Raw genomic sequence first — 13,303 nt, forward strand, 5'->3', positions numbered from 1 at the left:
ATGATCAGAACACTTCGATCTAAATACACCGCCCGCTTATTGCTCTGTGTCATTGACCCACAGCCAGGGCTTTTCCATCCTGCGCCTTTTCCAACCGTTCGCAGGAACAACAACAATGAAACCGGAAACACTCGCCATCCACGCCGGCTACAGCCCCGACCCGACCACCCGCGCAGTCGCCGTGCCGATCTACCAGACCAGCTCCTACGCCTTCGACAGCACCCAGCATGGTGCCGACCTGTTCGACCTGAAAGTGCCGGGCAACATCTACACGCGCATCATGAACCCGACCAACGATGTGCTGGAGCAACGCCTGGCCGCGCTGGAAGGCGGCGTGGGGGCGCTGGCGGTGGCCTCCGGCGCGGCGGCGATCACCTATGCGGTACAGACCCTGGCCGAAGCGGGCGACAACATCGTCTCGGTGGCCAAGCTTTATGGCGGCACCTACAACCTGTTCGCCCACACCCTGCCGCGCTTCGGCATCCAGGTACGCTTCGCCCCGCACGACGATATCGCCGCCCTGGAAGCGCTGATCGATGACAAGACCAAGGCGGTCTTCTGTGAATCCATCGGCAACCCCGCCGGCAATATCGTCGACCTGCAGGCGCTGGCCGAAGCCGCGCACCGCCATGGCGTACCGCTGATCGTCGACAACACCGTGGCCACGCCGATCCTCACCCGCCCCTTCGACCATGGCGCTGATATCGTCGTGCACTCGCTGACCAAGTACATCGGTGGCCACGGCAACAGCATCGGCGGCATCGTCGTCGATTCCGGCAAATTCCCCTGGGCCGAGCACAAGGAACGTTTCCCGCTGCTCAACACCCCGGACCCGTCCTACCATGGGGTGGTCTATACCGAAGCCTTCGGCCCCGCCGCCTTTATCGGCCGCTGCCGCGTGGTGCCGCTGCGCAATACCGGCGCGGCGCTGTCGCCCTTCAACGCCTTCCTGATCCTGCAGGGCCTGGAAACCCTGGCACTGCGCATGGAGCGTCATACCTGGAACGCGCTGAAAGTCGCCGAATACCTGCGCGATCACCCGCAGGTGACCTGGGTCAAATACGCCGGCCTGCCCGACCATCCCGAACATGCGCTGGCACAGCGCTATACCGGCGGCAAACCGGCAAGCATCCTGTCCTTCGGCATCCAGGGCGGCCAGGAAGCGGGCGCGCGTTTTATCGACGCCCTGCAACTGATCACCCGCCTGGTCAATATCGGCGATGCCAAATCACTGGCGTGCCACCCGGCGACCACCACCCATCGCCAGCTCGACGACGACGAACTGGAAAAGGCCGGTGTGCCACGCGACATGGTGCGCCTGTCGATCGGTATCGAGCATATCGACGATATCCTCGAAGACATCGCCCAGGCGCTGGAAGCCTCCAGAAGTTGAGTGTGGGACGGGCCTGCGTGACAGCCGCCGCGCTGTCGCGCAGAACCTGTTCACGATCTCGCGGGCCGGGGCCTGCTGCCGTTTCGGCGCGACCGCGCCGGAGCCTGTTTTTACACAGCAGGGGCGACGCGCCGCAGATCCGGCACAGGCCCCGATAGGAGCGGGAGCGGGCTTGCCCGCGATACTTTTGCGGCCAGCGTCATTCGCGGCCAAGGCCGCTCCAGCGGCTGAATGGATGGCTTGTCATTTCTTGTCTGACGAGCGAGGCCCCTACGCCGACAGGACAAGGTGCCGGCGCAACACCTGCAACGGCATCGGCCGCGCGAACCAGAACCCCTGGCCATACGCGCAACCGCAGCGGCGCAGGTAGTCCAGTTGCTCCGCGGTTTCCACGCCTTCGGCAATCACCTCCAGCTCCAGGCTGGCGGCGATGGCCAGCGCGGCCTGGACGATCGCCTGGTCGCTGGCGGACGGCAGCGCCCGGACGAACGAACGGTCGATCTTCAGGCGGTCGAAAGCCAGCCGGCGCAGGCGTAGCAGCGACGAGAAGCCCGTTCCGAAATCATCCATGGCGATGCTCACACCCAGCCGCTTCAGGAGCCGGATATTCTCCGTGACCACCTGCGCATCCTGTACCGCGCCGGTTTCAGTCACCTCCAGTTCCAGGCGCTGCCCCGGCAGGCCCACTTCGGAGAGGATGTCCCGCACCCGCTCGGCGAAATCCGGCTGCTGGAACAACTGGCTGCCGATGTTCACCGCCATGGGCACGTCCAGGCACTCGCTGTCGATCAGCAGCCGGTTATCCATGCAGGCCCGGCGCAGCACCCACAGGTCGATGGCCGGCATCAGGCCATATTCGATGGCCACCGGAATGAACTCGTCCGGGGCCAGCCTGCCCAGTTCCTCGTCCTGCCAACGCAGCAAGGCTTCAAGGCCGGAGATGTGCAGATCATCCAGGGCGAACTGCAACTGGTAATGCAACTCGAAGCGCCCCTGCGCCAGCGCCCGCTGCAAGCGCTCGAGCATCAGTACCTTGCGCTCGGTGTGCTGCCGCATCTCGGGCTGGAAGAAACGGACACAGCCACCGCCCTCGCTCTTTGCCTGGTACATCGCCAGGTCGGCATCGTGAATCAGTTGCTCCGCCATACCGCCCTCCCCCGTATGGAGGCTGACACCGATACTGGCATTCACATTCAGCGACAGGCCTTCGACCCAGAAACCCTTGGCAAAGCTGTCCAGCAGCCGTCGGCAGACAGCCTGCGCCACCTGCGTGGCATCGTTATCCGCCGGCAAGCCCACCAGCGCCACGAACTCATCGCCCCCCACCCGCGCCAGCAAGTCCTCAGGGCGCAGTTGCCGCTGCAGGCGCTCGGCGACCAGCCCCAGCAGGCGATCGCCAATGCGGTGGCCCTGTCGATCGTTGACCTGCTTGAAGCCGTCCAGGTCGATGAACACCACTGCCCGCCATTCGCCACTGGCAGGCTCGGCGAGCATCCGTTGCAGGCATACCAGCAACTGATGCCGGTTGAGGCAGCCGGTCAGGCTGTCGTGACTGGCCAGGTGACTGATGTCGTCGATCATCCGCCGCCGTTCGCTGATGTCATGGCAGATGCCGACGAACATCCGGCGCGGCCCGATGTTCAACTCGGCGATGCTCAGGTGCAGAGGGAATTGCGTACCATCCTTGCGCCGGCCGGTCACTTCGCGGCCGATGCCAATGATCCTGCGCTGGCCGCTCTGCCGGTAATCGTGCATGTAGCCGTCATGCGCCCGGGCCTCGCCAGGCGGCATCAGCAGGGAAACATTGCCGCCCAGCAGTTCGTCCGCCAGGTAGCCGAAGGTCTTCGTCGCGGCCCGGTTCAGGGCGCGGATGACGCCCACCTCATCGATGACCACCATGCTGTCGACAGAAGCCTCGAAAATGGCAGAGCCCAGGCTTCCCAGCTCCAGTTCGGCAGATTGACTGTCCATGCACGCCTTCTTCTATTCCTTGTCACCCATTGAACCGCTCCACCAGCGCATGCAGGGAGCACGCCGTCTGGGAAAGCTCCCCGCCGATCGTCGATGATTGCTCGCACAGCAGGGTATTGCGCTCGCAGGTGCCGGCAATACGGCTGACCTGCCGGGCGATTTCCTCGCAGACATGGGCTTGCTGCTCGGCCGCCGATGCCATCTGCCGGGTCATGTCATGGATATGCTCGACCGCTTCGTCGATCCCGGCCAGTGCACGCTCGGTGGCGATCACCTGGACCAGCCCGGATGCCGACTCCTCACTGCCGGAACGGGCCACCGACACCGCCTGCCCGGCACGCTCACGCAACGACTGGATGATCCGCTCGATGGCCCCGGTCGACTCCTGGGTCTTGCGCGCCAGCGCCCGTACCTCGTCGGCCACCACGGCGAAACCACGCCCCTGCTCACCGGCGCGAGCCGCTTCGATAGCGGCGTTGAGCGCCAGCAGGTTGGTCTGTTCGGCCACCGCGCGGATCATGTTGGCCGCCTGCTGGATCGACTGGGTTTCCTCCGCCAGCGCTTCGACACTGGCGCTGATCTCCAGCACCCGCGTCTTCAGCCGCTCGATGACCGCCCGTGTCTGCAGCGCATCCCCGCTGCCATCGCCGGACAGTTGCGCCACCTGCCGGGCCTGCTCCGCCGTGCGCTGGACATGGCTGGCCACCTCGGTGACGGAAACGGTCATCTGCTGCATGGCCGTGGCGACCATATCCGCCTCGACCCGCAACGCCTGCTGCGACGCTTCCGACTCACGGCTCAAGCGATCGCTCTGCGCGGCCAGCCCGGTGGTCTGCCGCGCATAGTCCCCCAGGCGGCTGAGCGCCGTGCGCGTCTTCGCCCGCTCGAAGATCAGCAGCATTTGCAACTGCGCCGGCAGCCCGTGCAGGTCCGTGTAGGTGCGTACAGCCACATCGCTGGCCGGCGCTTCGTCACCGCGCACCCGCCGCAGAACACGCTGTTGCAGTCGCATGGAAAGTAGCGGCATTGCCAGCAGGCCAAGCAGCGCCAGCAGAAGCCCCAGCTCGACCGATACCCGTGCATGCACCAGCCACACCAGCAGGCATGCTGGCAGGCCCCAGGCAAGCGGCAGCAACCCCAGCAGCCGTTCCCGGACCGGCGCCACGGCCCGTTGCGCGGACAGCCGGGCATACACGCGCTCCGCCCGGGATACCTGCCCGGCATCGGCCCGCACCCGCACCGACTCGTAACCGACTATCCGGCCATTCTCGGTAACCGGTGTCACATAGGCGTTGACCCAGTAGAATTCCCCACCCTTGCAGCGATTCTTGACGATCCCCATCCAGCAACGCCCGGCTTTCAGGCTTTCCCACATCTGCTGGAAAACCACGGCGGGCATCTCCGGGTGACGCACGATGTTGTGCGCGCTGCCAAGCAGCTCCTGCCGTGGAAAACCGCTTATCTCGACGAATGCCTCATTGCAATAAGTGATGTTGCCGTGCAGATCGGTGGTGGTGATCAGATGCTTGTCAGCCGGGACAGGTCGCTCCTGCCGGCTCTTCGGGAGGTTGACTTTCATCCTGAATTCCACTGGCGCTTCCGGCGCCCCTGGCTCCTGAAATGGTAGGTGGCTAATGGCCAGAAGCTTAACAGATAGTCAACAAACTTACTTAACAAATGTCAGGGATACAGTTACGCCAGGTATAGGCACACACCCGTAGTGTTTGCCAATGGAAAACATACGAATGAAGTTCGCCGAGCGGCTGCACGCAGCCCTGATAAATGCAGGCTACGAGCCCAGGCCATCGGTTCTGGAGCGCGAATTCAACCTGCGCTACTGGGGCAAGCCCTTGACGCTGCATGCAGTGCGCCGCTGGTTGCGCGGAGAAGCCCTGCCAACCGAGGACAAGATGCTGGTATTGGCACAATGGTTGAGAATAGACCCACAGACATTGCGCTTCGGTGATGAGGTGCCGGAGCGCATAGGCCGGGAAATCGACCAGTTGTCCGCGCTGGCGCACCATGAACGGGAAACCCTGGAGGCCTTCCTCAAGCTGTCCCAGCCCCGCCGCCGGCTGGTGAGCGAAATCATCCTGACCTTCGTCCAGGCCGAAGCCTCGCAATCCTGAGCGCGCGGCGACTGCGCAGAGTCGTCCGCCCGCCTTTCAAGCAAGAACTATCTCATTGCCTGACCAGGCTACCTCCCCAACCGCGGGAGCGGCCTTGGCCGCGAGGCCTTTGCAGCCAGCGGCCCTCGCAGCAGCGGCGCACCCCACGCAAACACCCGAACCCGGCGCTCAGCCGCGCTCGGCGTTACGCACGGAAATCTGCGTATTCAGCGTCCAGAAGTCGTAGAGGACACCCAGGCCGAAAAGCCCCAGGGTGAATAGATAGAGGATGCCGGTGATCCACTTGCCCTGGTACATGCGATGCACACCGAAGGCGCCGAGGAAGGTCAGCAGCAACCAGGCGATGTTGTAGTCGATATCGCCGCCATGGAAGCGCAGGCTGGCCTCGCGGTCCATCGACGGGATCAGGAACAGGTCGATGATCCAGCCGACGAAGAACAGGCCAAGGGTGAAGAACCAGATGGTACCTGTCACCGGGCGGCCATAGTAGAAGCGGTGGGAACCCAGGAATCCGAAGATCCACAACAGGTAGCCGATGATCTTGCTGTGGGTATCGCGTATCTGCATGAAGTGCCGCTCCGATATGGATGGTAGTTGCCAACCGTGCCACTCAGCGCCACGTCTTTCAAGGAGAAGCGGCTGGCCATGCGCCGGCAAGCGATGCCATATCACCCCGGCGCGCATGGCAACCCCTGCGGGAATTCCACGTCCAGCCCTCGGCGGCGTCCCCGATGCTCAGCGCAGGCGCGGTTCGTCCTCGCTGATCTGCAGGCTCAGATGTGTCGCGGCGATGCCCGCGGCCCCGCTCTCCCCGCCGTTTTCCAGCTTGATCATCAGGCGCAGGTCATTGGCCGAGTCGGCATGCAGCAAGGCGTCCTCATAAGTGATCGCCCCGTGTCGATAGAGTTCGAGCAAGGCCTGGTCGAAAGTTCGCATGCCCTGCTCGCCGGAGCGCCTCATCAGGTCCTTCAGTTGGTGCACCTCGCCCTTGCGGATCAGGTCGGCCGCCAGCGGCGTATTGAGCAGCACCTCGATGGCCGCACAGCGGCCCTTGCCGGCGGCCGTGGGAATCAGTTGCTGGGCGACGATGGCCTTGAGGTTCAGCGAAAGGTCCATCCAGACCTGGGCATGCCGGTCCGCCGGGAAGAAGTTGATGATACGGTCCAGCGCCTGGTTGGCATTGTTGGCATGCAGAGTGGCCAGGCACAGGTGCCCGGTCTCGGCGAAGGCCACCGCATGCTCCATGGTTTCCCTGGAGCGGATCTCGCCGATCAGGATCACATCCGGGGCCTGGCGCAGGGTGTTCTTCAACGCCACCTCGAAGGAATCGGTGTCGATCCCCACCTCGCGCTGGGTGACGATGCAGCCCTGATGCGGGTGCAGGAACTCGATGGGGTCCTCGATGGTGATGATGTGCCCGCTGGCATTGCGGTTGCGGTGCCCGATCATCGCCGCCAGCGAGGTGGACTTGCCGGTACCGGTGCCGCCGACGAACAGCACCAGGCCACGGCGGGCCATCGCCAACTGCGCGAGGGTGTCCGGCAGTTGCAGCTCCTCGATGCTCGGGATACGGGTTTCGATACGGCGCAGCACCATTCCCGACTGGTTGCGCTGGGAAAAGGCACTGACACGAAAGCGGCCGATACCGCTGGCATCTATGGCGAAATTGCACTCATGGTGCTCGGCGAACTCGCGACGTTGCCGCTCGTCCATCCGCGCATGCACCATGTCACGCACCTGCTCGGCCGACAGCGGCTCCGCACCTACCGGCTCGATCCGCCCAGCGACCTTCATCGAAGGCGCCACTCCCACCGTGACGAACAGGTCGGAACCGCCCCGCTCCACCATCAGTTGCAACAGTTGTTCGAATTCCATCATCGACTCGCAAAGTAAGGGGGTGGGTCGGGAGCCACCGCAAGGGTGCGCCATGCGCACCTGAACAATCGGCGCCGCTATTCCGCTGGTGCGCACGGCGCACCCGCCCTGCCGACATTCAATTCGTGCCGCAACACTAGGCCTGTTGACGTTTCGTCGCGACCGCGCCGGAGCCTGTTTTTGCACCCGGCAAGGCATGAGATGCGAAGTTTGTTCAGCGCGTCCATGCGCTTCACCCCTTCGGGGCTTACGCCCAAAAAACGCTCCTGGCGTTTTTGTAGTGGGCGAAATGAGCCATCAAGTAACGCAGCCTCCTGCAAAAACAGGCCCGGCCCTCCGGGTTGTGCGAGAAATCGCCCCCGCTGTCGTTGCAGGTCTTGACAAGGGAGTGGCCATTGCCTGCGTCCTGCGCAATCTCCAGGGATGGAGCGAATGCCGCAAGCCCGTCAGGAACGGGCGCGGCCTAATCGGGGGCGATTTCTCACGACAACGCGGCTCGCGACGAAACGTCAACACCTAGAAACCTTCCGGCGACTTGGCCTTTTCCCGCGCGCTGTCGCGACTGATGATCCCCTTGGCGACCAGCGCCTTGAGCGACGAGTCCAGTGTCTGCATGCCCAGCGAACCGCCGGTCTGGATCGCCGAATACATCTGCGCCACCTTGTCCTCGCGGATCAGGTTACGGATCGCCGGGGTGCCGATCATGATCTCGTGGGCCGCTACCCGGCCCCCGCCGATCTTCTTCAGCAGCGCCTGGGAGATCACCGACTGCAAGGATTCCGAGAGCATCGAACGCACCATGCTCTTCTCTTCCGCCGGGAACACGTCCACCACCCGGTCGATGGTCTTGGCCGCCGAGGTGGTGTGCAGGGTGCCGAACACCAGGTGCCCGGTTTCCGCCGCGGTCAGCGCCAGGCGGATGGTCTCCAGGTCGCGCATCTCGCCGACCAGGATGATGTCCGGGTCTTCGCGCAGCGCCGAGCGCAGGGCATCGGAGAAGCTGCGGGTATCGCGGTGCACCTCGCGCTGGTTGACCAGGCACTTCTTCGACTCGTGGACGAATTCGATCGGGTCCTCGATGGTGAGGATGTGCTGGTAGCGGCTCTCGTTGAGGTAGTCGAGCATCGCCGCCAGGGTGGTGGACTTGCCCGAGCCGGTCGGCCCGGTCACCAGCACCAGCCCGCGCGGCACGTCGGCGATCCTGCGGAACACTTCGCCCATGCCGAGGTCGTCGAGGGTCAGCACCCGCGACGGAATGGTGCGGAACACCGCGCCGGCGCCACGGTTCTGGTTGAAGGCATTGACCCGGAAGCGCGCCAGGCCGGGCACCTCGAAGGAGAAATCGGTTTCCAGCCGCTCTTCGAAATCCTTGCGTTGCCGGTCGTTCATTATGTCGTAGATCAGCGTATGCACCTGCTTGTGGTCCTGCGGCGGCAGGTTGATGCGGCGCACGTCGCCATCGACGCGAATCATCGGCGGCAGGCCGGCGGAAAGGTGCAGGTCGGACGCGCCCTGCTTGACGCCGAACGCCAGCAGCTCAGTGATATCCATGGGACTCCCCAATTACATTCAAGCAGGTAGAATGCCGCGCAGACCCCGGCTGTACGGCGCAAAACAATGTCCACGATAGCGAAGAATATTGCAAAGGTCGTTTCACGCATCCGTGACGCAGCGCACGCTTGCGGTCGCGATCCCGCCTCGGTGGGGCTGCTCGCCGTGAGCAAGACGCAGCCGCCGCAGGCCGTACGCGAAGCCCATGGCGCGGGCCTGAACGATTTCGGCGAGAACTACCTGCAAGAAGCGCTGGATAAGCAGCAACAGCTCAGCGACCTGCCACTGACCTGGCATTTCATCGGGCCGATCCAGTCCAACAAGACCCGCGCCATCGCCGAGCACTTCGACTGGGTGCACTCGGTGGACCGGCTGAAGATCGCCCAGCGCCTGTCGGACCAGCGGCCCGCGCACCTGCCGCCACTGAATATCTGCCTGCAGGTCAACGTCAGCGGCGAAGCCAGCAAGTCCGGCTGCGCCCCCGTGGAGGTGGCCACGCTGGCCGCCGCCGTGGCGCAGTTGCCAAACCTGCGGCTACGCGGTCTGATGGCCATTCCCGCACCCACCGACGACGCGGATGAACAACGCGCCGCCTTCGCCCGCTTGCGCCACCTGCTGGAGCGCGAGGACGGACTGGAGACATTGTCCATGGGCATGAGCCAGGACCTGGAAACCGCCATCGCCGAAGGCGCCACCTGGGTGCGTATCGGCACGGCGCTGTTCGGCGCCCGCGACTACTCCGGCAAGCCCGACACGAATCAAGGAACCCCCGTATGAGCACTCCCCGCATCACTTTCATCGGCGCCGGCAACATGGCCGCCAGCCTGATCGGCGGGCTGCGCGCCCAGGGCATCGCGGCAGAGCGCATCCGCGCCAGCGACCCTTCGCCGCAACAGCGCGAAGCCATCGCCGCCCAGCACGGCATCGAAACCCTGGAAGACAACGCCCAGGCACTCGCCGACGCGGATATCGTGGTTCTCGCCATCAAGCCACAGGTAATGCAGGCGGTCTGCCGCGACCTCGCCCCGCACCTGCCCGAGCAGGCGCTGGTGGTGTCGATCGCCGCCGGCATCGCCTGCGACAGCCTGCAACGCTGGCTCGGGCGCGAATTGCCGCTGGTGCGCTGCATGCCCAACACCCCGGCCCTGCTCGGCCTCGGTGCCAGCGGCCTGTACGCCAACGCCCAGGTCTCGGCGGCCCAGCGCCAGCAGGCGGAACGCCTGCTCGGCGCGGTCGGTATCAGCGTCTGGCTGGAGGAGGAGCGGCTGATCGACGCGGTCACCGCCGTCTCCGGCAGCGGCCCGGCCTATTTCTTCCTGCTGATAGAAGCCATGAGCAGCGCCGGCCAGCAGCTCGGCCTGCCACGGGAAACCGCCATCGAACTGGTCCTGCAAACGGCGCTGGGCGCGGCGCGCATGGCTAGGGAAAGCGATGTCGACGCCAGCGAGCTGCGACGCCGCGTCACTTCGCCGAACGGAACCACCGAAGCCGCGATCAAAGCCTTCCAGGCTGGCGGTTTCGAAGCGCTGGTCGGGCAGGCGCTGAACGCCGCCGCCCATCGCTCCACCGAACTCGCCGAACAACTGGGCAAATAAGGAGACAGCATGTCCGGACTCATCGAAGCCCTTGTATACATCATCCAGACCCTCGGCAGCCTGTACCTGCTGATCGTACTGCTGCGCTTCATCCTGCAACTGGTGCGCGCCGACTTCTACAACCCGCTCAGCCAGTTCATCGTCAAGGCCACGCACCCGTTGCTGCGCCCGCTGCGCAAGCTGATTCCCAGCATCGGCGGCCTCGACCTGGCCTCGCTGGTGCTCGCCCTGCTGGTGCAACTGCTGCTGATGCTGGTGACCCTGGCGCTGATCGGCTACAACGCCCTGGGCCTGATCCCGCAATTGCTGGTGTGGTCGGTGATCGGCGTGACCTCGCTGTTCCTCAAGGTGTTCTTCTTCGCCCTGATCATCAGCGTGATCCTCTCCTGGGTCGCGCCCGGCAGCCACAACCCCGGCGCACAATTGGTCAACCAGATCTGCGAACCCTTCCTGGCGCCCTTCCGCAGGCTGTTGCCGAACCTCGGCGGCCTGGATATCTCGCCGATCTTCGCCTTTATCGCGATCAACCTGGCGGACCGCTTCATCATCGGCAAGCTGGCCGCCTATACCGGCCTGCCGCCGATGCTCAGCCCGTTCCTCTGAACGTGGGTTTCTTCCGCTGGGACGGCGAAGACCTGATCCTCGACTGCCACCTGCAGCCCAAGGCGAGCAAGGACGAGTTTGCCGGGCTGCATGGCGAACGCCTGAAGATCCGCCTCACCGCCCCGCCCGTCGATGGCAAGGCCAACGCCCATCTGCTGGCATTCCTGGCCAAGGCCTTCGGCGTGGCGAAGAGCCAGGTGAGCCTGGAGTGCGGCGACTCGAACCGGCAGAAGCGCCTGCGCATCCACGCCCCACGACAGTTGCCGGACCTGCCGGGCCTGGTGCACCCGGAGAGCTGACCCACCGACCGGGCCATTCAAAGAGTGGCCTGTCATAGCCGTGCCATACATGCCGGGATTCCCGTATAGGCAGGCATCCCGGCAATACACTCACACCACTCACCTGTGCCCCCGCCTGCGCGGGGACGACGGATACTGCGCCCAGGCAAACATTTCTGCCCCCGGGTTCAGCCCGTACCCTGCCGCTGACCCTTTTTCCAGAGCCTGTATCAGGCCATTTAAAATCAATAACTTACAGACAGACCAGAAAAATGGGTAAACACAGTAAAACAAGGCATGGCGCTTTCCCAATCAAGCAGTTAGCGTAGCGATGCTCTAGTTCACTGCCGTGTAGGCAGCTCAGAAATTACCAGTCAGCGTCGCTGCCAGTGGCGTGATGTTCACTGCCGTGTAGGCAGCTCAGAAAAAGCGCACTCCTTGGGCCGGAACAATGGCCAAGTTCACTGCCGTGTAGGCAGCTCAGAAAAGGCCGTCGCTGTGCCGCCAGGCGACGTCCAGGTTCACTGCCGTGTAGGCAGCTCAGAAATGAAGGCGCGACGCTACATGCCGAAGCGGTAGGTTCATTGCCGTATAGACAGCTCAGAAAAGCCACCCTCGAAGTCCATGTTGCAGGCGTTGGCTCACTGCCGCACAGGCAGCCTGGAAAGCCGCGTCCTTTCCGTCCCGTGCTTGCTGCTGGGGGCATCGCTCTTTAGACTTGCGCCCTTCCTCCGATTCAATAGCAGGGTCGCAATGCCCACTGCCTTTCCCGAAGACTCCATCGGCCTGGTCCAACCCCAGGTATTGCACTTCAGCGAGCCGCTGGCGCTGGCCTGTGGCCGCAACCTGAACGAATACGATCTGATCGTCGAAACCTACGGCGAGCTGAACGCCGCGCGCAGCAATGCCGTACTGATCTGCCACGCCCTTTCCGGCCACCACCACGCCGCCGGCTACCATAACGCGGAAGACCGCAAGCCGGGCTGGTGGGACACCTGCATCGGCCCCGGCAAGGCCATCGACACCAACCGCTTCTTCGTCGTCAGCCTGAACAACCTCGGCGGCTGCAACGGCTCCACCGGCCCGAGCAGCGTCAACCCCGCCACTGGCAGGCCCTATGGCGCGGACTTCCCGGTGGTCACCGTGGAAGACTGGGTACACAGCCAGGCACGCCTGGCCGATGTGCTGGGCATCCGCCAATGGGCCGCGGTGGTCGGCGGCAGCCTGGGCGGCATGCAGGCGCTGCAATGGTCGATCAGCTACCCCGAGCGCCTGCGCCATTGCGTGGCCATCGCCTCGGCGCCGCGCCTGTCGGCACAGAACATCGCCTTCAACGAAGTGGCGCGGCAGGCGATCCTCTCCGACCCCGAGTTCCATGGCGGGCACTTCCAGGAACAGGGGGTGATCCCCCGGCGCGGGCTGATGCTGGCGCGCATGGTCGGGCATATCACCTACCTGTCCGACGATGCCATGGGCACCAAGTTCGGTCGCGGGTTGAAGAGCGAAAAACTCAACTACGACTTCAACAGCGTGGAATTCCAGGTCGAGAGCTACCTGCGCTACCAGGGCGAGGAGTTCTCCAGCCGTTTCGACGCCAATACCTACCTGCTGATGACCAAGGCGCTGGACTACTTCGACCCGGCGGCGGCCCACGGCGACAACCTGGCGGCGACCTTCGCCCCGGCCATGGCGGATTTCTACCTGATCTCCTTCACCACCGACTGGCGCTTCTCGCCGGAACGCTCGCGGGAGATCGTCGATGCCCTGATGGCCGCGCGCAAGAACGTCAGCTACCTGGAAATCGACGCACCACAGGGGCACGACGCCTTCCTGATACCGATTCCCCGCTACCTGCAAGCCTTCAGCGGTTACATGAACCGCATCGCCATCTAAGCCGTAACCAGGAGT

Annotated in this window: 12 protein-coding genes; 7 read left to right on the top strand and 5 right to left on the bottom strand. The window is 64.2% G+C overall.

What is annotated here, in order from left to right; translation table 11 throughout:
• The first annotated feature begins 115 nt into the window (after nucleotides 1-115).
• The gene (locus tag DNJ95_RS03955; protein ID WP_131183423.1) at nucleotides 116-1,393 is read left to right on the top strand and encodes a bifunctional O-acetylhomoserine aminocarboxypropyltransferase/cysteine synthase; all 1,278 of its coding nucleotides are present in this window, start codon (nucleotides 116-118) and stop codon (nucleotides 1,391-1,393) included.
• A 270-nt stretch (nucleotides 1,394-1,663) separates the two neighbouring features.
• On the opposite strand, the gene DNJ95_RS03960 is transcribed toward DNJ95_RS03955, so the two are convergent.
• Both DNJ95_RS03960 and DNJ95_RS03965 read right to left on the bottom strand, forming a co-directional pair.
• Nucleotides 1,664-3,364, bottom strand: coding sequence for a putative bifunctional diguanylate cyclase/phosphodiesterase (locus DNJ95_RS03960; RefSeq protein ID WP_131183424.1), 1,701 nt, complete (start codon nucleotides 3,362-3,364; stop codon nucleotides 1,664-1,666).
• Nucleotides 3,365-3,386: 22 nt separating this feature from the next.
• A complete protein-coding gene (locus DNJ95_RS03965) occupies nucleotides 3,387-4,943 on the bottom strand; it encodes a methyl-accepting chemotaxis protein (protein ID WP_131183425.1) in 1,557 nt (518 codons plus the stop codon).
• Between the two features lie 166 nt (nucleotides 4,944-5,109).
• Here DNJ95_RS03965 and DNJ95_RS03970 point away from each other — a divergent pair, with 166 nt between their 5' ends.
• Complete coding sequence (locus DNJ95_RS03970; RefSeq protein WP_131183426.1) at nucleotides 5,110-5,493, top strand: XRE family transcriptional regulator; 384 nt, start codon at nucleotides 5,110-5,112, stop codon at nucleotides 5,491-5,493.
• Between the two features lie 168 nt (nucleotides 5,494-5,661).
• Here DNJ95_RS03970 and DNJ95_RS03975 read toward each other — a convergent pair whose 3' ends face one another.
• From DNJ95_RS03975 to DNJ95_RS03985, 3 genes are all read right to left on the bottom strand, one after another.
• Nucleotides 5,662-6,060 (bottom strand): NINE protein, encoded by a 399-nt coding sequence (locus tag DNJ95_RS03975; RefSeq protein ID WP_131183427.1) that lies wholly within the window; start codon nucleotides 6,058-6,060, stop codon nucleotides 5,662-5,664.
• A gap of 168 nt (nucleotides 6,061-6,228) precedes the next feature.
• A complete protein-coding gene (locus DNJ95_RS03980; RefSeq protein WP_131183428.1) occupies nucleotides 6,229-7,368 on the bottom strand; it encodes a PilT/PilU family type 4a pilus ATPase in 1,140 nt (379 codons plus the stop codon).
• 516 nt (nucleotides 7,369-7,884) lie between these two features.
• The gene (locus DNJ95_RS03985) at nucleotides 7,885-8,919 is read right to left on the bottom strand and encodes a type IV pilus twitching motility protein PilT (protein ID WP_131183429.1); all 1,035 of its coding nucleotides are present in this window, start codon (nucleotides 8,917-8,919) and stop codon (nucleotides 7,885-7,887) included.
• Nucleotides 8,920-8,985: 66 nt separating this feature from the next.
• Between DNJ95_RS03985 and DNJ95_RS03990 the strand changes: the two genes are divergently transcribed.
• From DNJ95_RS03990 to metX, 5 genes are all read left to right on the top strand, one after another.
• The gene (locus tag DNJ95_RS03990) at nucleotides 8,986-9,696 is read left to right on the top strand and encodes a YggS family pyridoxal phosphate-dependent enzyme (protein WP_131183430.1); all 711 of its coding nucleotides are present in this window, start codon (nucleotides 8,986-8,988) and stop codon (nucleotides 9,694-9,696) included.
• Entirely contained in the window at nucleotides 9,693-10,514 is an 822-nt protein-coding gene (proC, locus tag DNJ95_RS03995; RefSeq protein WP_131183431.1) for a pyrroline-5-carboxylate reductase, read from the top strand. Before DNJ95_RS03990 ends, proC begins: the two co-directional genes overlap by 4 nt.
• A 9-nt stretch (nucleotides 10,515-10,523) precedes the next feature.
• Nucleotides 10,524-11,117 (top strand): YggT family protein, encoded by a 594-nt coding sequence (locus DNJ95_RS04000; RefSeq protein WP_131183432.1) that lies wholly within the window; start codon nucleotides 10,524-10,526, stop codon nucleotides 11,115-11,117.
• 2 nt (nucleotides 11,118-11,119) lie between these two features.
• The gene (locus DNJ95_RS04005; protein WP_131183433.1) at nucleotides 11,120-11,416 is read left to right on the top strand and encodes a DUF167 domain-containing protein; all 297 of its coding nucleotides are present in this window, start codon (nucleotides 11,120-11,122) and stop codon (nucleotides 11,414-11,416) included.
• A 732-nt stretch (nucleotides 11,417-12,148) separates the two neighbouring features.
• Nucleotides 12,149-13,288, top strand: a complete 1,140-nt coding sequence (gene metX / locus DNJ95_RS04010; RefSeq protein ID WP_131183434.1) for a homoserine O-succinyltransferase MetX — start codon at nucleotides 12,149-12,151, stop codon at nucleotides 13,286-13,288.
• The last annotated feature ends 15 nt before the right edge of the window (nucleotides 13,289-13,303 follow it).

Origin of the sequence: Stutzerimonas kirkiae (genome assembly GCF_004327335.1) — a bacterium.
In the GTDB taxonomy this organism is placed as follows: domain Bacteria; phylum Pseudomonadota; class Gammaproteobacteria; order Pseudomonadales; family Pseudomonadaceae; genus Stutzerimonas; species Stutzerimonas kirkiae.